Raw genomic sequence first — 25,663 nt, forward strand, 5'->3', positions numbered from 1 at the left:
CGCTTACCAAAGCTTCAATATCCTAAATCATTTTTCAGGTCGTCCTTAAATTTCGATAGTTGGACATTTTTCCAGCACAGTTGGTGTATATCTTTTTTTTATTTCTGAGCAACTTCTCACATTAGATTAAACAAAAAAACAAATCCCATGAAGAACGCTAAAAACACAATCAAATTAAAAAAGAGAATCATTGAATACCTGAACAATGATGAAATGAAATCGCTAAACGGTGGAGGTGGAAATTTTGATACCATGGATACCACGCTTACGATTACCGTTACCAACCTGCCTCCAATGAACAAATAAGATAATTCATCTACCTATGGAAAAACATCTCAACTTTAAAAGCATTGGACCTATTTGTATCGCATCAGAAAACAATATTTTGTGCGAAGCATTATTTGAATACCTGGGAAAAAGAAATTTCGAAAATATAGGTATTGCAGGTTCGGAAAAAGAAACCATTAACTTTTTGTGTGCAAACACTTCTTCCATCCTGATCATTAGTTCGAGCCTGCTCGACAGCACTATTTTTCAGACGATGGATGCCTTAAAAAAAATAAGATCAGATTTTAAAGTTATCTTATTAAGCAATGATGTAGAAATATTAAGGTATTACAGTGAAGGGAAGAATAACCTGGTGAAGGGATTGCTTTCTAACCACGAGAGTATGAGTGATTTGTACTACTGCATTATGGAAGTTGCTTACGGACTGGATTATCAATCGAACCATGTAAAAAGATTACTCCAGACCAAAAACTCGTTGGTTAAAGAAAACTTACTTTTTATCTCTTATTTCAACAAGATAAAAGAACTGACCAAAAGGGAGATGGAGATTTTTATTGCACTATCTACTTCCTTGTCTACTAAAAACATTGCCGAAAAACTTTACATCAGTCCCGCAACTGTAAATAACCACAAAGCCAGTATTACCTGCAAATTAAGCTTAAGGGGCAAAAACCAATTGTTATCGCTTGCGCTGTGGTACCGTACAACTATAATTAAATCGGCATGATCGAACCATCGGACATACTAAAGTTTCTGCTACGCCAGATTGATGGGAAGGGCAAACCGTATGAAAATACTGTGCGCTATAGTGTGGTGCGATTTTTATTGGCTGTAATAGAGGGTAGTCCGGTGAAAGCTGAAGACAAGGCACTTTTAAGGGGCGCAGAATCTTTTGATAAAAAGATATTTATAGAACCTTTTTTAGGTGCGGTAAATGTACTCTTTATCATAGAGCCAGAAATTGAGAAACGCATTTTTGAAGACGAGTATTTATTGCCCGAACTCAACACTTACATTGCAGAAAGTGCCAATATAGCTATAAGCAGTAATATTTTTGATTTTGCCCATGGTGCATCGGGAATGTTGTTCTACCTGAAATCGGTAAACAGCAGCGAAATACTATGCCTTAAAAGCAGGTTTGTTAGCGGTGTAAGAAATTATGTTGATAAAAGGGCATACACACTTACCGAGAACCCTCAATATCTGTTGTCGAAATTAACCGATACCCTGATCGGAATATATTTAAATAAATCAGACGAACTCGAAGAAACAGAGCTTATTGATACCATTGATACCTGCTTTAACGCCATGTTTTCATTTTGGCAGGAAGTAAACCATGAGGATCAGAAGTACCTCTTTTTAGGTAGAAACCTGGAATACCCTACGTTAAAGGGATTACTTACCTGGTGTGAAGGTGATATCCAGAAAGCAATAGTTACCATCGTGTACTCGGTTTTAAAAAACAACAAGCCTCTGTATAAGACCGGGCTTTTGCTTGGACTGCATACCTTAATATTACCCGATTTGTTTGAGGATAATATTGATGGCGTTGATTTTTATTCGGGCGCACTGGGGCCGTATTATGGCTATAAACTGCTGTACGATTTTACGGACGACATTAATTTTTTGGAAGCTTCGGATCTCTGGATGTCGAGGTTAGAAGCCAATCTCTCCAGAATTATTTACGCCCAAAAAGAATTAAGCTTTCAGGAAATCATGATGATAGCCACCTGTTATGCATTCGTTAACCAAAAAAGCCAATACAATGACTACACCAGAGAAATCTTTTGATTATATGAACTCCAGTTCTTCAGAGATTGTTGAAAAGCTGATTTTTAACGGTGTTAAAACCCTGAACAATTCGCTTTTTTCTGGTCAGTTGGGTTATATTCTATATTTATTTGAAAGTAGCAGGCTTACTGGTGATGATGCAAGAGAAGAAGCTGAAACTTTACTCTACGGGCTGTTTGAAAAAATAAATGGCTCCACGCCTGCTTTTGGCGATTACTCTCTTGCCAATGGCTATGCAGGCTTTTCTTTATTGGTTAATTACCTGGAAAAACAGGGTTTTATTGAGATAGATGTAGAAGATGAATTGCATCAGTTTGATCTGGCCATCGCTAATAAGGCAATTGCCGATGTTAAACTTAACAATACCGATTTCCTTTATGGTGCTACTGGGTACCTGCACTATTTTGCCGAAAGAAATTTTAGTCCCTTTATAAAACAACATATAGAAACATTATTAAAAAGAATTTTTGAAAATGAAATCCTTGACGAAGAAGGGCTAAGGTTTAGAAATGCCTTCTACCATAAAGAACCCGGCGAAAATAACCACATTAACTTAGGTCTTGCCCATGGAAACCTGGCTTTAGGATTGGTTTTTTTGAATTTGGCAGACAAAGATCCGGCGCTCCATTGGTTGAGAAAAAAAGCCGAATTGCTTGCAGATTATATGATTAAAAATCTTGAGCTGCGAACCGGCGATGATGCAGTAATCAGGTCTTTATTTCCGTCAATTATACGAACCGACGGGGTAAAATGCTTTAACAAAATCCCCGTGGCCTGGTGTTATGGCGATCTGGCGATTTGTATCTTTTTATACAGGATAGGGCAGTTTTCAGAAAATAACCAATACCATAAAGTTGCCGGTCAGATTGGTCATTTATCGATGAAAGATACCTTTAAGCAGCTGGATTTTGTTAACGATCCGTTTTTTTGCCACGGAAGCGCCGGTATTGCTCAATTATATAAATCATTGTATCAATTATCAAACGACGAAAATTACCTCAATCATTATGAGTTCTGGATCGACAGGACAAATAAGATCATCGCTACAAAATACAGATCGAAAGATATCAACGATGCTATCGAAAAACCAGAACATGCATCACTTCTGGAAGGATTAATTGGAACCGCTTTAGTGCTTAACAGTTATAAAAGCAATATCGATCCCTGGAAATCTATTTTTTTACTTTAAAATCTACCAAATGAAAAAGTTAATCTTATTACTCGCACTAATTGTTGCCATAACCACCACCGTAAGTGCACAAACAGATATCCAGATCAAAGGAAAGGTTTTGGATGCCAAAAAAGAACCGGTAATTTTCGCTACCATATCATTAATTGATAGTTTGGGCAAAGCGGTCAATTTCGCAATATCCGATGAACAGGGAAACTACCTCTTTAATTTAAAGCAAGGTAAAGGTGCCTATAAATTATCGGGATCATCAATGGGGTATTCGGGCGCTGCCGTTTCGATTAATATTTCTGCTATTCCTGAAACAGTTACGGCACCTGATATTATACTCCTGGCCGACACCAAAATGCTGGCCGAGGTAAACATTAAGGGGAAAAAGGCATTAATAGAGCAAAAAATCGACAAACTGATTTTTAATGTTTCGCAAAGCCCCATGACGGCCGGAAGTTCGGCTTTGGATTTGCTTAAAAGGGCACCCGGGGTTTTTGTTGATCAATCAGACGCGATCAAACTGCGTGGTAAAAGTGTTCTGGTTTTGGTAGACAATAAGCAGATATATTTATCAGGAGATCAGGTAGCACAATATTTAAAGAGTCTGCAGGGCGATAATATCGATAAAATAGAAATCATCAGTAATCCATCTGCCAAATATGATGCACAGGGCGTTGGTGGGATAATTAATGTAATTTCTAAAAAAGATAAGAAAATAGGTGTTAACGGCAACCTTACAGCCGGCGGGGGCTACGGCAGAAATGGAAAATACAATAGCAGTGGTTTACTTAACTACAGGCAAAAAATGTTTGCAGTTTCGGGCAATATTGGCTACAATCATGATAAAAGCCCTACATCCGGAGAACTTAACAGAACCTTATCGGGAACCAGTTTTTCGCAAAACAGCTCCAGCATTAAAACCATTAACTCTGGCCTTGCCAAACTATCTGTAGATTTTTTTCCAAATGAAAAAAATACATTAGGTTTTGGTTTTATTGGTAACAGAGCGAGTAATGACCTCGCAAACAACAGTTTAACTTCGTTAAGTGAAAGTGGCGCCATTAACCAGCTTAATCTTTTTAGTGCCAACCTGACCGATTGGAACAGCCTCACCTATAGTTTAAATTATAAACTGGCACTGAGTAAAGATGAAAACCTATCTTTTGATGCCGATCTTTCTAATTATGAAAATGACGGGGATATTAATTACACTTCCAATAATGCAAACAATCAGCTTTCGCAGCCAAATACCCTCAACATCAATAAAACCATGATTAAGATTGCTTCGGCAAAGCTTGACTATGAACGTGTGCTCTTAAAAAAGCTTAATCTGGAAACAGGTGCAAAGGTAAGCCGCGTAACCACTGATAACATGACCCGGTTTAACCAACAGATTGATGGCAATTGGGAAAATGATGTAAAAAGAAGCAATGTTTTTAACTACGATGAAACCATAGTATCGGGTTATGTAAACCTGAATACCAAATTAGGTAAAAAACTATCATTGCAATTGGGTTTAAGGGGCGAGCAAACACGATCAGACGGTGATTCGAAAACGCTTGATTCAGTTTTCAGGCTTAATTATTTCAAGCTTTTTCCAAGTGCCTATATTACTTATGATTTTAACCAGAACAATCAGCTCGGTATTTCTTATAGCAGGCGGATTGGGAGACCAGGCTATAAAGATCTGAACCCGTTTACCTATTACACCGATCAATACACGGCAAGTCAGGGTAATCCGTTTTTGAGACCAAGTTTTACCAATTCATTCGAACTAAATTATACCCTGCTCCAGCAGTTTAATATATCGGCAGGTTTCCAGCATACAAAGGATGAATTTGAAAAAATTGCCGTGCAGGAAGCCGATACCAAACTGGTAAAAGAAATCTATCAAAACTTTGATCAATTTTATGGCTACTATATCGGGGCTAACATTCCGGTAAAAGTGCTTAAGATATGGGAGATTAGTAACTACGCCAACTTCTACTATACCGATTATACCATGGGCCAGATCAGATCGAAAGGCTCGGCGCTGCAGCTTAACAGTACTTCATCTTTCACGCTGCCAAAAAGCATAACAGCCGAACTGGACATGATTTATTTTTACAACAATGCCTATGGTATTTACCGGGTAAAGCCCAACCTGTATTTTAATCTGGGCATAGCCAAAAGCCTGTCAGACAAAAGATCTACGTTTAAGCTGAGCATTTTCGACTTATTCAATACAAACAGGTCTTCTATAACGGCCAACCTGGGTACACTAAACCTGGCTTCGAACTACAGGTGGGAAGGCACGAGGGCGAATTTAAGCTATAGCTACAAATTTGGTAAAAGCACAGTTAAGGGGGCCTCTACCAAGAGAAAATCTTCGGGCGAGGAACAGGGCCGGATTAAAAACTAATAGCACAGGCAGTAAATTATTATTCACTTTTAACTGTAGATATGAAAATCGGAATTCTGGAGTTTGGCGCCATTGATGGACATTCAGGGGCTGAAATATTGGAAAATGTTTTGGAATATGCTCAAATTGCTGATGCAGCTGGTTTTAGCCGTTTCTGGCTAACCGAACATCATCCTTTAAGTCTGGCATGGAACAGCCCCGAAATGTTGATTCCAACACTAGCCTGTTATACCGATCGCATTAAGATTGGCATTGCAGGCACATTATCTGCTGTTCACTCACCATATCGCGTGGCCTGCGATTTTAAGCTTTTAGCTACACTTTTTCCGGGCCGGATAGATTTGGGCTTTGCAAATGGCAAGCCAAACTTAACAGCTGCGGGATATTTATTAAACCGCTCTGATGTAACCGATGAAATTTATAAAACCTTTAACGATAATGTTAGATTAACCTATGATTTTCTGAAAGGAGAAGCACAATCTATAGCCCCCGTACATGGAGATTTACCCGAAATGTGGCTTTTAGGGGCTTCGTATAATCAATTACCTTTTGCACGCGAAATGGGAATAGGTTTTTCAAGGTCTTTGTTCCACACAACCGATCCGGCTGGTAAAAATGCAGATTTATTATTTAGTCACATGGAATTATTTGAGGCCCGGCATAAGGCCCCGCCACCACTTAACCTGGCATTTGCAGGGATTTGTGATGCGGATAGCCAAAGGGCCGAAAAACGCTTTTACGATACCTATAAAACAGCATATGACCCGCTGAGCAATTTCATAGTCGGATCGCCTGCTTATTTTTCTGATCGTCTGGAAGCCCTCTATGAAGAAACCGGCATCAGTGAATTTATTTTCAAAGACCTAGATACGGATAACAGCAGGCGGCTGGAAACACTATCAACATTAAGCAATTTAATTAGTGACCGGATTCCAATACTCAAAAGCCATGATTAACCCAAGTTTAAAAAAATTCCCGCATTTTACGCAGCTAGATCATATGGATTGTGGTCCAACCTGCCTGAGGATTGTGAGCAAATTTTATGGTAAATTCTTCAACCTGCAAAGTTTAAGGAACCTCAGTAAAACTACACGGGCCGGCAGTACCATGCTCGGGCTGCTCCGTGCATCCGAAAAACTGGGTTACAATAGTTTTGGTGCAAAAGTAAACCTGGAAATGCTCCAAAACGAGGTAGACCTGCCTTGTGTTTTACACTGGAACCAGAACCACTTTAATGTGCTTTATAAGATTACCAAAACAAAAGCTTATATATCAGATCCGGCAAGGGGATTATTGGTGTACAGCATAAAAGATTTTTTAAAAGGTTGGGCATCCGGCGGAGATATTGGCTTTGTACTGATTCTGGAACCTACACCAGCCTTTTATGCTCAAGAAGATGAGGAAAACGGGATATATAAAGGAATAGGTTTCCTTTTGCCTTTTTTGAAAAAATACAGGAGCTATGGCGTACACCTGCTGGCCGGGCTGGTAATTGGAGGCGCCTTACAGCTTGCCTTTCCTTACCTCACACAATCTATAGTTGATAATGGAATCAAAAACAAAAATGTAAACATCATTTATATGATCCTGGCTGCTCAGTTGTTCTTGTTTTTAGGCAAAATAAGCGTAGAGATACTGCGCAGCTGGATCCTGGTACATATCGGTGCGCGTTTTAACATTTCCATGCTTTCTAATTTCTTTGTAAAGCTGATGAAATTGCCTCTATCATTTTTCGATGTGAAAATGACAGGTGACCTTTTGCAAAGAATTAACGACCATAAAAGAATAGAACAAACACTTACGTCCAACTCCATTAGTACCTTAATTTCATTTTTTAACCTTTTCCTTTTCAGTATTGTATTGGTAAATTATAACCTGTCGATTTTCTTAATCTTTATGTTTGGCAGTTCCTTAAATTTTATATGGATTTATTGTTTTATCAAAAAACGTGGAGATCTCGATTATAAAAGGTTTAACCAGCTGAGCGCAAACCAGAGTAAAACCATAGAACTGATAAATGGCATACAGGAAATTAAATTAAACAATGCAGAACGGGAAAAAAGGTGGCAATGGGAAAAATTCCAGACGAAACTGTTCAGGACAAATATCCAGAGTTTAGCACTTGATCAGGTGCAGAATATCGGTTCACTTTTTATTAACGAGCTCAAAAATATTATTATTACGGTTATTGCAGCACAGCTTGTAATTAAAGGAGAACTCACGCTGGGTATGCTTTTGTCCATCAGTTATATTATTGGCCAGTTAAATTCGCCTATTACGCAGCTTGTATCATTTGTACAATCTTTTCAGGATGCTAAACTGAGTTTGGAACGGATTGCAGAAATACATGGCAAGGAAGAAGAAAACAACCATTACAATGTAGAAATACCAGACACTACAGATGGGGTTGAAATTAAACTGCAAAATCTTACATTTTGCTATTCCGGGGCGCCCGATCAGATTATTTTAAACAATATTTCCCTTACCATTCCACGCAATAAAGTAACGGCAATTGTAGGCTCGAGTGGCAGTGGTAAAACCACCCTGATGAAACTGCTGTTAAATTTTTATAAACCAACGGTTGGCGAGATATTGGTGAACGAAAAAAGATTAGCCTCTATTTCTGATGAATTTTGGAGACATATCTGTGGTTCAGTACTTCAGGAGGGGTTTATATTTTCGGATACGATTGAAAAAAATATTGCTGTTGGGGTTGAATATGTAGAACACGACAAGCTGCGGAATGCACTTAGGGTGGCCAATATTGAAGGTTTGGTAAATTCTTTACCGCTGGGTTTATCAACAAAAATCGGTCAGGAAGGTGTTGGTTTAAGTACCGGCCAAAAACAACGGTTATTAATTGCACGGGCAATCTACAAGGCTCCTCAGGTACTGTTTTTTGATGAGGCTACAAGCGCGCTAGACAGTAAAAATGAAAAAGAGATCGTTTCTAATTTAGACCGTTTCTTTAACGAAAAAACAGTTGTTGTAATTGCACACCGGCTTAGTACCATTAAATCGGCAGATCAGATTGTTTTACTAAATGAGGGCCGTGTAGAAGAAATTGGTACACATGAAGAACTGATCCGGAAAAACGGGTTCTACTTTGATCTGGTTAAAAATCAGTTATCAATGGATGAAATTAATCAAAATCTAATTCAATTTAAAACAGCCTAACCATGCCAGTTAACCAACCAATTGCCGAACCTGCTGCAAATGATTATTCAGAAGAAGTTGATCATATTTTAAGTAGTTTGCCTAAATGGCTCAAACAATGGAACATCTATATCATCGTTATCGTGATATCAGGCAGCCTGCTGATTTATCAGTTATTTCAAAAGAAACTTCAGTTTACGCCAATTTATACCACACTCAATATATCTCCTGCACCTCAGTATATAGAAGTGAAAAACCTTTCGAAGATCAGCCGGGTTTATGCCATAACGAATAAAAAGGTTGTGAAAGGAGATACTATAGCGAAGTTGTCAGAAATCGGATCTCCCTCAAAATATCAGTTTTTAATTGCCCCAATAACCGGGGTATTAAATATTAAAGGCGATTTAAAAGCTGGGAGTATTCTTCGTAAAAATCAGGCAATGATAGAAATTTCGGCAGAAGAAGAGAAAACCATTTATGGCGAATTAAGGGTAAACAAAACTCAGGCAGATAAATTTAAGCCGGGAAATCTGATAAAGATAGAACTGGATGAACAAGGCAAAGAGCAGTTTTTACAAGCGAGTATCCAGCAGGTTGATGATACTGCCGATTCGGTAATTATTTACTACCAGATTGCTAATCCCGGCAAATACAATATTAATCCCAGGCTTAAACAGGTAAGGGGAAAATTAGTGCAGGAGAAAACAAAATTTTCTTTCAGTTCGCTCTTGTAGGCGGTTAAGTATCAAATCAATTTGGTAGAAATAACCATAGCTGGATTAAAGAAATGGTTAAATAGAAATAAGAAGTTTTTGTAATGCTCTGGTTGAAAAAATGGATCAACGGTTTTTAAAACAAAAAAGGGCCTCCAATTTTCATTAGAGACCCTTTCAAATTATAAACCTGAACCTAATTCTTTTTTGCAGCTTCTTTATTGGCTTTGTAGCGCATATCAGCTGTACCGTCTTTCTTTGTTGGACCAGCAACTTTAGTTACTGCTTTTGCTTTATTTTCTTTAAAACGCATATCCGGAGTGCCATCTGCTTTTACTTTAGCAGCTGTAGTAGTGGTTTTAGTTTCTACTTTTTTGGCCTCTTGTTTTACACCTGCTTTTACTGGGGCAGTGGTAGTTTTTACTTCTTTTTTAGCAACTGTTTTAGCCTTTGCAGGAGTTGTTGCCGGTGTTTGAGCAAATGCTGTGGTTAAACCAAATGCTGCGATTGCGATTAAACTCAATAACTTTTTCATAATTTTTAGATTTGTTTTTAATTGTTATGAAGCTTCTTCGTTACACTCCAAGGTTTCATAACTTCTGTTTTACTCGTTTATTTTGTTGATATAAAATTCATAAATCGATATGAAGTTTTAATGAAGATAACGAATATTTTTATTTAACTGAAAAAACTAATTAATGGAAAAATTAATGTTGATGTTGTAGGGTACGGCTATTGTTTTACCGAATAAGGTAGCCGGAATCCAGTTTGCAGATTGTTCCAGTACCTTGATGGCTTCCTCCGCCAAACTAATGTGTGGTGCCGAAATAACCTTAATATCTTCTATTTTGCCTGATCCGGATACTAAAAATGATAAGTAAACCTTTCCCTGCGCCCTGCTGTTCCGGGCATCTGCCGGATACCTGATGCTTTTGGCCAGGAACATATAAAATTTCTTCATGCCGCCAGGAAATGAGGGCTCTGTTGTAATTTCGGCTTTGCTTACCGGTTTTCCATCAATATCTAAATAAGTGCTGTCCGTTACCTTGCTTTTACTGTCATAAAGCTCTCTAAGTGCAGGTTTACCATCTTCGTAACTAATTTTCCATTCTCCAGTTTTCTTATCCTCAGTGTAGTTTCCCGTGGTTTTAGGCGCACCATTTTTCCAATAAGCAGTATAAGGGCCATTAAGTTTGTCCTGATCGTACACCTTGGTTTCCTTTGTTTTACCATCAGCATCGAAGCTTGTCCACAAGCCCGTTTTTTTATTATCGTGGTAAAAACCCTTCAACGAAACTTTTCCATCCTCATACTCCAGGTATTCGCCGTTTAACGTTTTTAATTTACGGTCGGTAAATGTCTCAGATTTGGTTAATGCCTGTTTCGAATTAAAAGTTGTTCTGATCCAGACACTGTCTTTTTTGTAAACTTTATAGGTTTCGGCCGATTTGGCTTTATCATAATTACCTCCAAAATTGTAAGTAATCAGCGTATCGCTTTTCTGGGCCATACATCCAATGGATATAAAGCAGCCTAAAATAAATATGGAGAGCGTTTTCATATTAGTGTGCAGCCAGCCAGTTATCTCCCTCTCCAATTTCTACCACAATAGGCACGGTTAATTTTATGGCATTGGCCATTTTATCCTGGATGATGGCTTTCATCACCTCTTTTTCCGATCGTACCACATCAAAAACCAACTCATCATGCACCTGCATGGTCATGGTTGATTGTAAGTTTTGTGCCTTCATTTCTTTATGGATATTGATCATCGCAATCTTGATCATATCGGCTGCTGAACCCTGAATCGGTGCGTTAATGGCATTTCGTTCTGCAAAACCACGTACGGTTTGATTGGCAGAGTTAATGTCTCTTAAATAGCGTCTTCTGCCCATTATCGTTTCCACAAATCCGTTCTCACGTGCAAAGTTCATGGTATCGCTCATGTAGCGTTTAATACCCGGATATTGCGCAAAATATTGTTCGATAATTTCTGCTGCTTCTTTACGCGGGATACCTAAGTTCTGAGATAAACCAAAAGCCGATTGACCGTAAATGATCCCGAAGTTTACAGCTTTGGCGTTTCTACGCTGGGTTCCATCTACTTCTTCGATGCTTACGCCATATACTTTGGCTGCTGTAGCGGTATGGATATCAATCCCTTTGCTGAAAGCATCCAGCATATTTTCTTCTTTACTAATTTCGGCAATAATGCGCAATTCTATCTGCGAATAATCGGCAGATAGAAGGATATGGTTTTCATCCCTTGCAATAAAGGCCTTACGCACTTCCCTGCCCCTTTCGGTACGGATCGGAATGTTTTGTAAATTCGGATTATTGGAACTTAACCTGCCTGTAGCGGCTACGGCCTGATTATACGAAGTATGCACCCTGCCGGTTTTCGGGTTAACCATTAAGGGCAAAGCATCAACATAAGTTGATTTAAGCTTCTGTAACTGGCGGAAATCTAAAATATCCTGTACAATATCACTTTTACTTGCTAAAGCTGTTAAAACGTCTTCTCCGGTTTGGTACTGACCGGTTTTGGTCTTTTTAGCTTTCGGATCGAGCTGTAGTTTATCAAACAGCACCTCTCCCAGTTGTTTTGGCGAAGCCAGGTTAAACTTAATCCCTGCTTTATCGTACACATTTTGCTCGAACTTAATGATCTCAGTTTCGAGTTCTTTAGAATAAGCCTTTAAGGTTTCAATATCAATACGTACACCTTCTTTTTCAATATCTGCCAATACATAAACCAAAGGATTTTCAATTTCTTCGGCCAGTTTGGCTGCATTTAATTCTTTTAATTTGGGCTCGAAAATGTGCGCCAGCTGTAAAGTTACATCAGCGTCTTCTGCGGCATAATCTACCACATCTATCACCGGAACATCGCGCATGGTACCCTGGTTTTTGCCTTTTGCACCAATTAATTTGGTGATCGAAATTGGCGAATAACCCAGGTAATTTTCTGATAATACATCCATGCCATGGCGGGTATCTGGATCAATCAGGTAATGGGCCAGCATGGTATCGAACAGTTTTCCTTTTACTTCAACGCCGTACCATTTCAGCACTAAAATATCGTATTTGGTATTCTGACCAATCTTCTCGATATTTTCGTTTTCCAATACCACCCTAAATTCATCAACAATAGCCTGGGCTTCTTCCCTTTCTGCCGGAACGGGAATGTAATAACCTGTGCCTGGTTTTATAGAGAATGATAAGCCAACCAAATCGGCCATATTTGCATCGGTGCCTGTAGTTTCGGTATCAAATGAAATGCGTTTTTCGGCAAGCAAGCGTTTAATTAAACCGGCACGTTGCTCAACAGTATCTATTAATTGATAATCGTGTTCTGTATTTTCGATGGTTTTGGCCGGAAGTTTTTCTGCCGGTTCTTCTTCAAGCGTATTGGTATATTGTATGGCCTCACCAGATTGATTGCCGAAAAGGTCGGTTTGGGTACCTTCCTGAAAACGTGCCGTAGTAACCGAAAATTCGTCGCCGAATACCCTTCGGCCTAAAGTCCTGAATTCTAATTCGGTAAATAAAGGTTCTAATAAATCGCGGCTTGGATCGCAAAGTTCTAAACTGGCTTCATCCAGTTCTACAGGCACATCTAATAAAATGGTAGCCAGTTTTTTGGAAATCAGCCCTTGTTCTGCAAAATTTTCTACGTTCTCGCGCTGTTTTCCTTTCAATTCGTGTGAGTTGGCAATAATGTTCTCCATCGAACCGTATTGTTTGATCAAAGCTTTAGCCGTTTTCTCGCCAATCCCCGGAATGCCCGGGATATTATCTACTGCATCGCCCCACAAGCCCAAAATATCGATTACCTGTAATACATTTTCGATTTCCCATTTGGCCAATACTTCTTTTACGCCCAATATTTCCATATCGTTACCCATACGGGCCGGCTTGTAGATAAAAATATTTTCAGAAACCAGTTGCGCGAAATCCTTATCCGGCGTCATGCAGTAAACCTGAAAACCTTTTAGTTCTGCTTTTTTGGCCAGTGTACCAATAATATCATCAGCCTCATAACCATCAGAAGTTATTACAGGAATATTAAAACCCGTAATTAATTTAATTACATAAGGCATTGCGGCAGCCAGATCTTCGGGCATGGCCTGGCGGTGCGCCTTATAGGCTTCGAAAGAAGTATGCCTTTCTGTTGGTGCCTCGGTATCAAAAACAACCGCAATATGTGTCGGTTTTTCTTTCTTCAGTACATCTAATAAGGTATTGGTAAAGCCCATTACTGCCGATGTATTGATGCCTGTTGACGTAAAACGAGGGTTTTTACTTAATGCAAAATGCGCCCTGTACATTAGCGCCATACCGTCTAGGAGAAAGAGTTTTTTCATATTATGATTACACCGGTTTAATGATTACTCCGATAAGCCGTTTAAATGAACTTATTGGTGATAAATTAACCAAAGTTAAAGGTTTACAAGAGATATACATCCAATTTAACGGAAAAAGAACTCCAATAATATCATTATAAAATTAATGAGACTATGAAATATGATAGAGTAGATTAAACCATATTTAATTCGGAGATATCCCATTGATAGTCCATCAAAGAATTGTGAGATGACAAATATAATAAATACAGGGTCGCTAAGGGTCAAGTCTTTTATGTTAGTTAAATGGATTAAACCAAATATTATGGCTGAATAGTAAAATATATATCCGAACGATTGACGTTGGAAAACAATTTTTCTACGGATATCCATTCTTTTAAAGTATCCGCGCAAAATGAGAGATATAAAAAAGAAAATTATATAAATTGGCAATTTGAGATAAGTGCTGTTTATGAAATAATCAGTTATCAAGGCAAGGGTAAAGCATATAAAGTATATGGAAAGATATTTTCCTCTTAAATGCCACCTGAATAAAGATTCTTCTAATAGTGGAGCTAGAATACAGGCGATTAATAGTGCTGCTAATAGACCAAATTTTTTTAGGATATCGATTTTTTCTACATATTCATCGATAATTTTGAATTGTACCAGGATATAATAAATACCCATTATAATACCTGCAAATATTATGTCGAGTAGGAGTAGCCAAAAGATATCTCTCCGAAGAGATTTCTTATCTTTACTGAGTTTTAGAAGTTTTGGCTTTTTTAAGAAATGCCAAAATGCAGAGAGCGTTTCAATCATTACTGTTTTTGGATATTATTTTTAAATAATTACGTTATATCCCGATATTGCTAACTTATGAAGATTTTTAACCTTTTTATTTTATTTTTATCAATAACCATTACTACTTCTGCCCAGGATTTTATCGTTAAAAACAATGATGATGTGATTCGCGGAACCATAAAAGGCACTGATTATTTTTCGGTATTTATCAGTGCCAATGATGAAGCAGATGTAATTTTACCGGCAAAGGATGTTAAAAACTTCTTCTGGAATGGCGACAGCTTTGTAAGCAAGGGATTTGCAAACGGCCGTAATTTCGAATACCGTTTTGTAAAGGTGATTGAAATGGGAACGGTTAACCTTTATTCGTTTGGTGGAGGAACTTTGGTGCCCCAGGTGAAAGAGAAAAAAGTAAGGTTCAGGCCTTCAGTAGGTATCGGAACCGGAACCGGTGGTTACGGCGGCATGGGCATGGGCGGAGGAATCAGCATTGGTGGCGGACGTAGTTCGGCTCCGGAAAGGCCTGCAGGAGCACCTGCTGTCCGTTATTTTATTGAGAAACCCGGTGCTGGTCCGCTGCAGGAAGTACCCATGAAAGCCATCACCGAGGATGCCAGGAAGCCAGAGGTTAAAAATATTCTGTTGCAGAAAATGGGCGATCAGCCATTATTAAAAGCCAAAATAGAGGCTGGTGCAGAATTTAATACCCGTGATGTGACGGAGTGGGTAAAGGAGTATAACGCGACTAAAAAGTAAAGCCAGGATTTAATCGATTTTAGGATTGCAGGATCATTTTGGTATAAAATTATCTCGCACAGCAGTTTAACAGGTGATCGTTAACCATTCCGGTGGCCTGCATGTGCGCGTAGCAGATGGTGGTGCCGAAAAACTTAAAGCCACGTTTTTTCATGTCTTTGCTAATGCGGTCAGAAAGTTCGGTGCGTGGCGGAACATCACTCATCTTTTCAATACGGTTTTGGATCGGTTTGCCATCAGGAACGAAACTCCACATGTATTTAGAGAAACTACCAAATTCTTTCTGGATTTCGATAAACAGTTTGGCGTTGTTGATCGCTCCATTCACTTTTAAACGGTTGCGGATAATGCCTTCATCATTCATTAACCGCTCTACATCTTTTTCATTAAAAGCAGCCACCTTTTTTACATCGAAACCTGCAAAGGCCTTGCGGTAATTTTCGCGCCTGCGAAGGATCGTAATCCAGCTCAAACCCGCCTGCGCACCTTCGAGGATTAAAAATTCGAATAAAATCTTATCATCGTAAACAGGCTTTCCCCATTCTTCATCGTGGTACTTAATGTAGAGGGGATCGGAAGTGGCCCAGGAACAGCGGGTTAGTGAGTCTTGCATATGGTATTATGTGAGATTTTATTTAATTACTTTTCGATAAGACGCTGAAATAAGTTAATAAGGACTAATTTACATAATGGCATCGTCATCTCGACTGAAGCGTAGCGAAATGGAGAGATCTACAATAGATTTCTCGGCTGCGTTGCACTCCGCTCGAAATGACGACTGTATTGTGCTTGTTCTTGGAATAGCACTCTAAACTCCCAACTCCGAACTTAGTTCATCCCAATACTCTACAGCTCTTCTATAATGCGGAATTACAATGCTGCCGCCTACGAGGTTGGCGATCATGAAGATTTCATTCATTTCATCGCTGTTAACGCCGGCATCGAAACATTTACCCAGATGGTATTTAATACAATCGTCGCAACGCAAAACCATTGATGCCACCAGGCCCAGCATTTCTTTCGTTTTAATATCCAGGGCGCCATCTGCATAGGAAGTGGTATCTAAAGCAAAAAAACGTTTGATGTTTGTATTCGCCGTTTCCATAATCCTATCGTTCATTTTTTCGCGATAGCCATTAAATTCTTCTACTAATTTTCCCATGTATAATTAATTATTGAATGAATGATTTTTTAGTGAGAGAATGGCGTTAATATTATTTGTTCAATCGAGGTTGATTTCTTCCAGCGGGTTCCAGAATACTTTTTTAAAGTTAACCACCTTATCATTTTTAACTTCAACGCCTTCCTGCCTTAACAGTTCTTCCATTAATTCAGGTGGTTTAAAATGAAATTTTCCGGTAAGGAGGCCGCTGCTGTTTACCACACGGTGAGCAGGTACCCTGGGATGCGCCGTGCCGGCATAAAGCATGGCATGCCCAACCATCCGCGATGATTTTGCCGCGCCTAAACTTTTGGCAATTGCCCCATAGGATGTTACCCTTCCTTTCGGAATTAAACGGGCAATCTCATAAACCTGTTCGTAAAAATTGGTATCCATTATTCAAAAGAAAACTGAATATAGTTAATATTTTTATCGTGTAATAGGTATTTTTTCTCGTAATAGGTTTTGATCGACAGCACTTCGTCAACCAGATCCGAAGTATATAAATGATCGGTGTTTTTATGGACCTTTAAGCCTAATTCTGAAACTTTTTCGCAGGTATAGGCATATAACTGATCGTTATCTGTTTTTAAATTAACGTTGCCACCAGGTTTTAGAACCAGTTTATACCTGTTCAAAAATGCAGGAAAAGTTAAGCGTTTTTTCTCACGGCTATCCTGTGGCTGCGGATCAGGGAAGGTGATCCAGATCTCATCAATTTCTCCTTCATTAAAATAATCAAGGATATTTTCAATCTGTATCCTTAAAAACGCAACATTATCAATCCCGTCTTCAATAGCGGTTTTGGCTCCACGCCAGATGCGGTTACCTTTATAATCAACGCCGATAAAATTCTTCTCAGGAAATAACCTGGCCAGGTTTACCGAATATTCGCCCTTTCCACATGCCAGTTCGAGCACAATAGGGTTTTCATTTTTAAAATGTGCTGAAGCCCAGTTTCCTTTTAAAGCTTTTCCTGCGTCTAATTGATATACGTTTGCAAATGTTTCGATTTCTGCAAAACGCCTAAGTTTATCTTTACCCAAAAGTTTTTTTCTGCAAAAATACAATTAAATCAATAACCCATGTTTCTTTTGCCATAAAGATTCATGTCAATCTTGTTTAGGAATCGTATTTTTGTAACCTATAAAATTTACTGTGAAAAAAGAAGCTAAAATATACATTGCAGGCCATCGTGGTATGGTGGGTTCGGCCATTTACCGTAAACTGCAGAAAGAAGGTTACGAAAATATCATCACCAGAACTTCAGATGAACTTGATTTGCGCAACCAGCAGGAGGTTACCGGTTTCTTTGCTGAAGAAAAGCCTGAATATGTGTTTCTTGCTGCAGCAAAAGTTGGTGGTATAGTGGCAAACAATACTTACAGGGCCGATTTTCTTTATGAAAATTTAGCCATTCAGAATAACGTAATCCATAATGCTTATGTAACTGGCGTTAAGAAATTAATGTTTCTGGGCTCGAGTTGTATTTACCCGAAAATGGCACCACAACCTTTAAAAGAAGATTACCTTTTAACCGGAACTTTAGAGCACACCAATGAGCCTTATGCCATTGCAAAAATTGCAGGAATCAAAATGTGCGATGCTTACCGCGATCAGTACGGATGTAATTTTATTTCAGTAATGCCAACCAACCTGTATGGTTATAACGATAATTACCATCCCCAGAATTCGCATGTTTTACCGGCCCTGATCCGTAAGGTACATGAGGCAAAAGCAAACAACGAAAAAGAGGTGGTGGTTTGGGGATCTGGCTCGCCAATGCGCGAATTTTTGTTTGCAGATGACCTGGCGGATGCCTGTTATTTTTTGATGCAACATTATAATGAGCCTAATCTGATCAACATTGGTACCGGACACGATTTGACCATTAAAGACCTGGCTTTACTCATTAAAGACGTGCTGGGTTTTAAAGGTGAATTGGTCTTCGATGCCGGCAAACCCGACGGAACACCGCGTAAATTAATGGATGTGAGCAAACTGCATAATTTAGGCTGGAAACATAAAGTCGAATTGAGAGAAGGAATTGCACTGGCTTATCAGGATTTTGAAAGCCGGTACTAAATAAATTTTACAATGGTGCGCAGGATTTTATCCTGCGCATTTTTATTTGCACCTTATTTTTTAGCAGCAGGATCATAAATTGCTACTGCCACCTGGCTATCGGCACAGCCGTAATATAAAAACCATTTCTTTTTGAAATAAACCAGTCCTTCGATAAAAACTGTACCCGACGGGTATTGACCACTTTTTTCAAAAGGTGCAGTAGGCACGAAAAAGGGTTGATCGAGCCGTGCTATCACTTTTGAGGGATTTTTCAGATCGAACAATACCTGCCCCGCCGAATAGGTATTGGCCACGTAATTGGTATCTCTTTCGGCATCGCCCCTGTTTTTACCATTGTACAAAACTAAAATACCTTTGTCGGTAACAATTGCCGGTGGACCGCATTCGGTCAGGTCGCTATCAAAATAATTTTTCCGGGGTTGCACAATTAAATCCAAATCGCCTTTTGCATTTAAGGAGGGCTCCCAGTTAATAAGATCAACCGAAGTAGCAATATTCATGAAACGTTCTCCCCAGTACATCATATATTTACCATTTATTTTGGTAATTACCTGTTTTCCGTTTTCTACCTTGGTTACAATAGAACCGGATTTACATTTGAGCTCCCGAAATTTACCATTATAAGCCTTACTAAACGCAGCACCGTGTTTAGTCCAGTGTTTTAAATCTCTTGAAGTAGCTACAGCCAAACGAAATATATTGCGGTTCCACTGTGTATAAAGCATTACATACAATCCTTCTTTGGTTACCGCAATTCGTGGGTCTTCACAACCTCCCGGCCATTCGGCTGCTTTCTGACTGTCTTCATCAGGATAAAACACCGGTTCGGGATTTCTTTTCATTATAATCCCATCACTACTTTCGGCAATGCCTATTCTCGAAGTACGCTTGCCGATACCAATGCCTGAGCGGTCTTCTCCGCGATAAAGTACATATATTTTATTTTTGTATTCGGCAGCCGCCGGATTAAATACATCACCCGCTTCCCAGGCAATTTTTTGTTTGCTCATCGGGTCGAAGAAAAGACTTTCGGTTTTTGGCGAAAGAATGGGATTAACATTTTCCGGTCGGATAAACGGTCCTAGTGCCCATTCAGGAAATATAGCCTGGGCATTTGTTGCAGAGGCCAGCGGAAGAAAAACGACAAGAAGAAATAAGCGTAAAGCGATTTTGTTCATAAAGCTAATATACCCAATTAATCTGGTAAGTATTGAGGGTTAGATAATTGCTAATTAAGTCAATAGCACCTGCATATTCTATTCAATTTTTTGTTTAAACGTCTCATATGCATGAAGAATTTCATCATTTGATTATCCCGAAAACAGCCTTTTATTTCTAGCCAGCTCAGATCGTTTTTTATTATAGTTAAAATTGATATCTTTGAGATTATAAATCAATTTTACCTATATGACTTTAGTTCAGCTTGAATACATTGTTGCAGTTGATACTTACAGAAGTTTTGTAACCGCTGCTGATAAATGTTTTGTTACCCAGCCAACCTTAAGTATGCAGGTGCAAAAACTGGAAGAATTGATCAGCGTTAAAATTTTCGACAGGAGCAAACAGCCTGTAAGTCCAACGGAGATCGGAGCACAGATTATTGCACAGGCCAGGATTATTTTGCAGGAAAGCGGTAAAATAAAAGAACTCATCAGCAGCCAGCAGCAGGATGTTTTAGGCGAATTGCGGATTGGGGTTATTCCCACAGTTGCACCTTATTTACTGCCAGAAGTAATTTCGGCCATGCTCGAAAAATATCCTGAATTAAAGCTTTTAATCTGGGAATATACCACCGAAGATATCATCCATCATTTAAAAACAGGTGTGTTGGATTGCGGGATACTGGCTACGCCACTAACCGATCAAAACATTACGGAAACACCGCTGTACTACGAAAACTTTGTAAGTTACATTAGCAAAAACAGCAAACTTTATAAAAAGAAAGCGGTAGATGCCGAAGACCTGAACGACGAAAATATCTGGCTGCTAAACGAAGGTCACTGCATGCGGAACCAGGTATTAAATATCTGCCGTTCTACAAAAAACAATCGTTTACAAGGCTTGGAATATAATACCGGAAGTGTAGAAACTTTAGTACGAATGGTTGATTTAAATGGTGGCGCTACCTTGCTACCCGAACTGGCCATTGCCGAGTTAAACGCCAAACAAACCAGTAAAATCCGTCATTTTAAATCTCCTGAACCCGTGCGTGAGATCAGTTTGGTAACCCATAAAAACTTCATCAAAAAACGGATGCTTAATGCTTTAAAAGACGAGATTTTAGAAATCATCCCAAAAGCCATGAAGCAAAAAAAGAAAAAGGATATTGTAGGGATTTAGTCTTCTTGCCCCGCGATCGTCATTTCGAGCGGAGTACAACGTAGTCGAGAACCACGTAAGTGCTCAGCGAAGCTAAATCTGACGCGATAGATCTCTCCATTTCACTGCGTTTCAGTCGAGATGACGACTTTTTATAGCTCAGAAGCTAACCCCTTATCCTTATCTACATGCTCCGCCAGCTTATAGCTTTGGGCTTCAGGATTTTTATCTTCCAAAAAAATCAGTATAATTAGCGAAATAATAGGGATTAAAAAAGAAATAAAAAACCAGAACCAAAAATTTCGTCCGGTTCTTTTCGCTAAAAAGCCAGCCAGTAACTGCGGAGATAATAACAACCCGAGTACTATAGATCCGAGGATTATTTCCGGCATTTCTTAATTTAACTATTATTGGTTTTGTTTTTCAACCGGTGGGGCAGAAAGCAGGCCTTTAATGTCGCTTTCCACTTCTTCTTCCTCGCCTTTTTTCTTTTTCTTGTTTTTGCCTTTCAGGCCTTTACCGCTTAAACGTTCTTCTATAACTTTATCGTATTCAGTCTGTTGCTCGGGTCTTAACACATTGCGGATATTTTTGGTGGTTTCGTTCTGCAGTTTATAAAATTTATCTACATCCTCCTCGCGCGAGTTTCCGGCTTGCTGTCTTTTAATTAAATCGGCCTGTTCTTTTGCCTGGTTAAAAGTAAAGCTATAGATTACGCTTTTTTGCGTAGCATTCAGTTTTAACCTTTTATCCAGATCATCTACATTTTTTTGTGCAATTTCTGTAGGTGTAGGCATTTTGTTCTGCTGTGCACTTACCATCCCATTTACACTAACAACAATTAAAAATAAAATTACAAGCCTTTTCATTTCGAATATTTTAATTGGTGCGAAGTTACTTAATTATCTTAAAACAAGAAAGTCCCGATTTTTAACCGGGACTTTCTTTTAATTTTATTGGAATTAGCTTACAAAGCTTTTTTGTAAAGTTCTGCAACAGCATCCCAGTTCACTACATTCCAGATTGCCGCTAAATAATCAGGGCGTTTGTTCTGGTATTTTAAGTAATATGCATGTTCCCAAACATCAATACCTAAAATTGGTGTACCTTTTACTTCAGCAATATCCATTAAAGGGTTATCCTGGTTTGGAGTAGAAGAAACCTGAAGTTTTTTATCAGCACCAACTGATAACCAGGCCCAACCCGAACCGAAACGCGTAGCGCCAGCTTCCTGTAATTTAGTTTTAAGCTCAGCAAACGATCCGAAAGTTTCGTTAATTGCTTTAGCTAAATCGCCGGTTGGCTCACCACCTTTATTCGGGCCTAAAATGTTCCAGAACAAAGAGTGGTTATAGTGACCGCCACCATTGTTTCTAACAGCAGCAGGGAATTTTGAAATGTTTTTAACAATTTCTTCGATGCTTGAAGTCGCCTCTGGTTTACCTTCCAACGCTTTGTTTAAGTTGGTAACGTAAGCCTGATGGTGTTTATCATGGTGGATTTCCATGGTAGTTTTATCAATATGCGGTTCTAATGCATCGGTTGCGTAGTGTAACGCAGGTAATTCAAAAGCCATAATGTTTATGTTTTAAGATTTAAAAATGTTTCTTGTAGCAAATATAACATTAGAACGTTAAGATTTGTTCATGTTATTATCATCAAATCGTTTTCCCGGGTAATGTTATGGTGTTAAAGGTTTTAATGTTGGAAGGTTTAAGGAGGAAATCGTTTTTCTTTGGTTCATGGTTCATGGTTTTTTGAATATAGACGAAGTTTTGGCTATAAGGCTATCAGCCATAATACCATGAGCCATTAACGAATAAGCCTAAGCATCTATCGTTTCCTCGCAAAAAATCCCTTCATCAGCGCACCGCATTCTTCTGCCATTACGCCGCCCTTTAATACCGTTTTAGGATGGAGCAGAGTTGCATTTTTCGAAATAAAGCCTCTTTTTTCCTCACGTGCACCGTAAACAATACGGCCAATTTGCGTCCAATAGCTGGCGCCGGCACACATCACGCAGGGTTCGATGGTTACATATAAAGTGCAATCCCTTAGATATTTGCCGCCAATGGTTTGGGCTGCCGAGGTAAAAGCCTGCATTTCGGCATGGGCAGTTACATCGTTAAATCGTTCGGTGAGGTTATAACCCCTGCCAATAATCCGGTTTTTACTTACCACAATGGCGCCGATCGGAATCTCATCTTCAGCTAAAGCTTTTTTCGCTTCTTCCAAAGCAAGCTTCATGTAATGGATGTCTTCTTCTTCAGGGTCGGTATTTTCGAAATTGTAAAAACTCATAGGGCAAATATAGGGTTTTAAGCAGCCAGAATCTGGAATTTCTAATAGGCATGGCGCAGGCGAATTCGGAAATCTAAAGATAATTTTTTGAAGCGCGTTTTCAGTGCTTATCGGTTATTGCAGTCCTGCTTTGCGCTTCAAGTCCGCACTCGTTCCTCGCTTGCGGGCTTTCCGCTTCAATCAGGGCTATTTTACAAAGGTTTGTGCGAAGACTTCCGAAGTTTTCAAAGGCCTAAACGCTGACCAACTTCGGAAGTCGGGCCTAAAGCTCCTAAACCAGCTTACTACCATTCGGTACCTTGCTTTGCACTGCAGTTAATACAATATCACCGTTTTCATCGGCAAAACCGGTAACCAGAAATTCAGACATGAACTTACCAATCTGCTTTTTTGGGAAATTAATTACCCCAACAATTTGTTTCCCCGGTAATTCTTCCAGGGTATAATGTTTGGTAATCTGTGCACTACTCATTTTTATGCCGAATTCTCCAAAATCTACTTTCACTTTATAGGCTGGTCTGCGGGCTTCAGGAAATTCAAAGGCTTCTAAAATAGTGCCCACCCTTAATTCTACTTTTTCAAAATCATCCCAGGTAATCTGTTCCATAACTTAATTTAACGTATGTCCCAAAAATATAAATTATTCACCATTCGAATGGTTAAAACAAGTAATTGTGGTAATAGATAGCTTTCATTTTAACTCGATTTTATAAAAAATTTGCGTTTTATATTTTTACATCTATCTTTATGCAACCGTTTGCATAACCAAATATAAAATAATTTTGAATCATGTATTTATTAGGAATTGATTTAGGTACCTCATCCATAAAAGTTGCAGTTGTTGATGTTGCCACTCAAAAAAAAGTAGCCACTGCTCAATACCCGGAAGAGGAAACCGCAATCAAATCACTGCAACCGGGTTGGGCAGAACAATCGCCAAATGTGTGGTGGCAAAATGTTCAGCAGGCCATACTTAAATTAAATTCGGCAGGCTTATTTGATCCGAAAGAAATTAAAGCCATTGGTATTGCCTACCAGATGCATGGTTTGGTGGTGGTCGATAAAAATCAGGAGGTTTTGCGCGATAGCATTATCTGGTGCGATAGCAGGGCTGTAGCACTCGGCAATAATGCTTTTGATTCCATCGGTCACGATAAATCGTTAAAACACCTGTTAAATTCACCGGGTAATTTTACCGCTTCGAAACTGGCCTGGGTAAAAACAAACGAGCCTGATACCTATAAAAAAATTGATAAAATGATGCTGCCCGGCGATTTCATTGCCATGAAGTTAACCGGCGAAATTACCACCAGCATCTCTGCCCTGTCTGAAGGTATTTTATGGGATTTTGAGAAACACGAAATCTCTAAAGATGTATTAAACAATTATGGCATTAATGAGCAGCTTATCCCAACAGTAAAACCATTGTTCTCGGCGCATGGTCATTTAAAAACCGATATCGCTTCGTTATTAGGCTTAACTGCTGGTATCCCGGTTGCTTACAAATCCGGCGATCAGCCCAACAATGCACTTTCTTTAAATGTATTAAAACCGGGCGAGGTGGCTGCAACTGCCGGTACCTCCGGAGTAATTTATGGCGTAAGCAGCGATCTTACCTGCGATAAACAATCACGGGTAAATACCTTTGCACATGTAACCTATTCAGCAGAAAAAAAACATACCGGCGTGCTCCTTTGCATTAACGGCACGGGGAGTATGTACCGCTGGGCCAAACATACTTTTGCACCTCAATCTACTTACGCCGAATTGAACGGCCTGGCGGCTGAAGCACCAATAGGCAGTAACGGATTAAAAGTACTTCCATTTGGTAACGGTGCCGAAAGGATGCTGAACAACAAATATACAGGCGCGCAGTTATTAGGCATCGATTTAAACATCCACAGCCAGGCCGATATTTTTAGGGCCGTGCAGGAAGGTATTGCCTTTGCTTTTCGTTATGGTTTGGATATTATGCGCGAGAACGGTATGGAACCTAAGGTAATCCGCGCCGGACTGGCCAATTTGTTTTTAAGTGAGGTTTTCGCCCAAACTTTTGTGGATGTTACCGGAATCCCTGTCGAGTTATACGAAAACGACGGAAGTGTTGGTGCCGCTTTGGGTGCAGGCATTGGCGCGGGTATTTTTAGCAGTGCCGAAGAGGCTTTTAATAATCATGGAGTGATTAAAACGTTAAACCCCAAAAATTCAGCAGCATACGAGCCAGTTTATCAGGATTGGAAAGTAATATTAGAAAAAGAATTAGCAAAATAAACGGGTTCATGGCTCATGTTTTAATGGTTCATAGATAAGTTTATTATCATGATCCAATAAACTATCAACCAATAAACCATCAAC

Annotated in this window: 25 protein-coding genes; 12 read left to right on the top strand and 13 right to left on the bottom strand. The window is 39.2% G+C overall.

The annotated features are described in order from the left end of the window. Positions 1-147: 147 nt before the first annotated feature. From ABD769_RS11315 to ABD769_RS11350, 8 genes are read left to right on the top strand one after another with little or no spacing between them, the layout of a single operon-like run. Positions 148-306 (top strand): hypothetical protein, encoded by a 159-nt coding sequence (locus tag ABD769_RS11315; protein ID WP_344851522.1) that lies wholly within the window; start codon positions 148-150, stop codon positions 304-306. A 16-nt stretch (positions 307-322) separates the two neighbouring features. Beyond that, positions 323-1,015 carry a helix-turn-helix transcriptional regulator gene (locus ABD769_RS11320; protein WP_025141471.1) on the top strand — a complete coding sequence of 231 codons (693 nt, stop codon included), beginning with the start codon at positions 323-325 and terminating at the stop codon, positions 1,013-1,015. After that, positions 1,012-2,079 carry a hypothetical protein gene (locus ABD769_RS11325; RefSeq protein WP_344851523.1) on the top strand — a complete coding sequence of 356 codons (1,068 nt, stop codon included), beginning with the start codon at positions 1,012-1,014 and terminating at the stop codon, positions 2,077-2,079. The genes ABD769_RS11320 and ABD769_RS11325 overlap by 4 nt, the downstream gene beginning before the upstream one ends. After that, on the top strand, positions 2,054-3,268 hold the full coding sequence (locus ABD769_RS11330; RefSeq protein WP_344851524.1) for a lanthionine synthetase LanC family protein: 1,215 nt from the start codon (positions 2,054-2,056) through the stop codon (positions 3,266-3,268). The genes ABD769_RS11325 and ABD769_RS11330 overlap by 26 nt, the downstream gene beginning before the upstream one ends. Before the next feature lie 10 nt (positions 3,269-3,278). Continuing rightward, on the top strand, positions 3,279-5,660 hold the full coding sequence (locus tag ABD769_RS11335; RefSeq protein ID WP_344851525.1) for a TonB-dependent receptor domain-containing protein: 2,382 nt from the start codon (positions 3,279-3,281) through the stop codon (positions 5,658-5,660). A gap of 41 nt (positions 5,661-5,701) precedes the next feature. Next, positions 5,702-6,616 carry an LLM class flavin-dependent oxidoreductase gene (locus ABD769_RS11340; protein WP_344851526.1) on the top strand — a complete coding sequence of 305 codons (915 nt, stop codon included), beginning with the start codon at positions 5,702-5,704 and terminating at the stop codon, positions 6,614-6,616. After that, entirely contained in the window at positions 6,609-8,837 is a 2,229-nt protein-coding gene (locus tag ABD769_RS11345) for a peptidase domain-containing ABC transporter (RefSeq protein ID WP_344851527.1), read from the top strand. Before ABD769_RS11340 ends, ABD769_RS11345 begins: the two co-directional genes overlap by 8 nt. Positions 8,838-8,839: 2 nt before the next feature. After that, entirely contained in the window at positions 8,840-9,550 is a 711-nt protein-coding gene (locus ABD769_RS11350; RefSeq protein WP_344851528.1) for a hypothetical protein, read from the top strand. Between the two features lie 175 nt (positions 9,551-9,725). Here the strand turns inward: ABD769_RS11350 and ABD769_RS11355 are convergent, their stop codons facing one another. From ABD769_RS11355 to ABD769_RS25005, 4 genes are all read right to left on the bottom strand, one after another. Beyond that, the gene (locus ABD769_RS11355; protein WP_113950801.1) at positions 9,726-10,064 is read right to left on the bottom strand and encodes a hypothetical protein; all 339 of its coding nucleotides are present in this window, start codon (positions 10,062-10,064) and stop codon (positions 9,726-9,728) included. Positions 10,065-10,220: 156 nt separating this feature from the next. Then, positions 10,221-11,090, bottom strand: a complete 870-nt coding sequence (locus ABD769_RS11360) for a TonB family protein (RefSeq protein ID WP_344851529.1) — start codon at positions 11,088-11,090, stop codon at positions 10,221-10,223. A gap of 1 nt (position 11,091) precedes the next feature. After that, positions 11,092-13,896: a DNA polymerase I gene (gene polA / locus ABD769_RS11365; RefSeq protein WP_344851530.1), complete on the bottom strand. Its 2,805-nt coding sequence runs from the start codon at positions 13,894-13,896 to the stop codon at positions 11,092-11,094. Between the two features lie 105 nt (positions 13,897-14,001). Then, positions 14,002-14,700, bottom strand: coding sequence for a CPBP family glutamic-type intramembrane protease (locus ABD769_RS25005; protein ID WP_425568855.1), 699 nt, complete (start codon positions 14,698-14,700; stop codon positions 14,002-14,004). Positions 14,701-14,757: 57 nt separating this feature from the next. Here ABD769_RS25005 and ABD769_RS11370 point away from each other — a divergent pair, with 57 nt between their 5' ends. Then, complete coding sequence (locus tag ABD769_RS11370; protein ID WP_344851531.1) at positions 14,758-15,438, top strand: hypothetical protein; 681 nt, start codon at positions 14,758-14,760, stop codon at positions 15,436-15,438. Positions 15,439-15,487: 49 nt separating this feature from the next. Here the strand turns inward: ABD769_RS11370 and ABD769_RS11375 are convergent, their stop codons facing one another. The 4 genes from ABD769_RS11375 to trmB all read right to left on the bottom strand — a co-directional run bounded on the left by ABD769_RS11375 (position 15,488) and on the right by trmB (position 17,646). Next, a complete protein-coding gene (locus ABD769_RS11375) occupies positions 15,488-16,051 on the bottom strand; it encodes a DNA-3-methyladenine glycosylase I (protein WP_344851532.1) in 564 nt (187 codons plus the stop codon). 195 nt (positions 16,052-16,246) lie between these two features. Next, positions 16,247-16,600, bottom strand: a complete 354-nt coding sequence (locus tag ABD769_RS11380; RefSeq protein WP_344851533.1) for a carboxymuconolactone decarboxylase family protein — start codon at positions 16,598-16,600, stop codon at positions 16,247-16,249. A gap of 60 nt (positions 16,601-16,660) precedes the next feature. Then, the gene (locus tag ABD769_RS11385) at positions 16,661-16,996 is read right to left on the bottom strand and encodes an MGMT family protein (protein WP_344851534.1); all 336 of its coding nucleotides are present in this window, start codon (positions 16,994-16,996) and stop codon (positions 16,661-16,663) included. Beyond that, positions 16,996-17,646, bottom strand: coding sequence for a tRNA (guanosine(46)-N7)-methyltransferase TrmB (trmB, locus tag ABD769_RS11390; protein WP_344851535.1), 651 nt, complete (start codon positions 17,644-17,646; stop codon positions 16,996-16,998). Before trmB ends, ABD769_RS11385 begins: the two co-directional genes overlap by 1 nt. Positions 17,647-17,758: 112 nt before the next feature. Here trmB and fcl point away from each other — a divergent pair, with 112 nt between their 5' ends. Then, positions 17,759-18,685 carry a GDP-L-fucose synthase gene (gene fcl / locus ABD769_RS11395; RefSeq protein ID WP_344851536.1) on the top strand — a complete coding sequence of 309 codons (927 nt, stop codon included), beginning with the start codon at positions 17,759-17,761 and terminating at the stop codon, positions 18,683-18,685. A 53-nt stretch (positions 18,686-18,738) separates the two neighbouring features. Here the strand turns inward: fcl and ABD769_RS11400 are convergent, their stop codons facing one another. After that, entirely contained in the window at positions 18,739-19,866 is a 1,128-nt protein-coding gene (locus ABD769_RS11400) for a glycoside hydrolase family 130 protein (RefSeq protein ID WP_344851537.1), read from the bottom strand. A gap of 229 nt (positions 19,867-20,095) precedes the next feature. Here ABD769_RS11400 and ABD769_RS11405 point away from each other — a divergent pair, with 229 nt between their 5' ends. After that, positions 20,096-21,028 carry a hydrogen peroxide-inducible genes activator gene (locus ABD769_RS11405; RefSeq protein ID WP_344851538.1) on the top strand — a complete coding sequence of 311 codons (933 nt, stop codon included), beginning with the start codon at positions 20,096-20,098 and terminating at the stop codon, positions 21,026-21,028. Between the two features lie 386 nt (positions 21,029-21,414). Here the strand turns inward: ABD769_RS11405 and ABD769_RS11410 are convergent, their stop codons facing one another. The 4 genes from ABD769_RS11410 to ABD769_RS11425 all read right to left on the bottom strand — a co-directional run bounded on the left by ABD769_RS11410 (position 21,415) and on the right by ABD769_RS11425 (position 23,915). Next, positions 21,415-21,876 (bottom strand): hypothetical protein, encoded by a 462-nt coding sequence (locus ABD769_RS11410; protein WP_344851539.1) that lies wholly within the window; start codon positions 21,874-21,876, stop codon positions 21,415-21,417. A 98-nt stretch (positions 21,877-21,974) separates the two neighbouring features. Next, entirely contained in the window at positions 21,975-22,583 is a 609-nt protein-coding gene (locus ABD769_RS11415) for a superoxide dismutase (RefSeq protein ID WP_223191005.1), read from the bottom strand. Positions 22,584-22,840: 257 nt separating this feature from the next. Further along, entirely contained in the window at positions 22,841-23,308 is a 468-nt protein-coding gene (locus ABD769_RS11420) for a nucleoside deaminase (protein WP_344851540.1), read from the bottom strand. A 271-nt stretch (positions 23,309-23,579) separates the two neighbouring features. Further along, complete coding sequence (locus ABD769_RS11425; RefSeq protein ID WP_108201322.1) at positions 23,580-23,915, bottom strand: tRNA-binding protein; 336 nt, start codon at positions 23,913-23,915, stop codon at positions 23,580-23,582. A gap of 182 nt (positions 23,916-24,097) precedes the next feature. On the opposite strand from ABD769_RS11425, the gene ABD769_RS11430 reads away from it, so the two are divergent. Further along, the gene (locus ABD769_RS11430; protein ID WP_344851542.1) at positions 24,098-25,579 is read left to right on the top strand and encodes a xylulokinase; all 1,482 of its coding nucleotides are present in this window, start codon (positions 24,098-24,100) and stop codon (positions 25,577-25,579) included. Positions 25,580-25,663 lie beyond the last annotated feature (84 nt).

The organism is Pedobacter jeongneungensis (assembly GCF_039538295.1).
In the GTDB taxonomy this organism is placed as follows: Bacteria; Bacteroidota; Bacteroidia; order Sphingobacteriales; family Sphingobacteriaceae; genus Pedobacter; species Pedobacter jeongneungensis.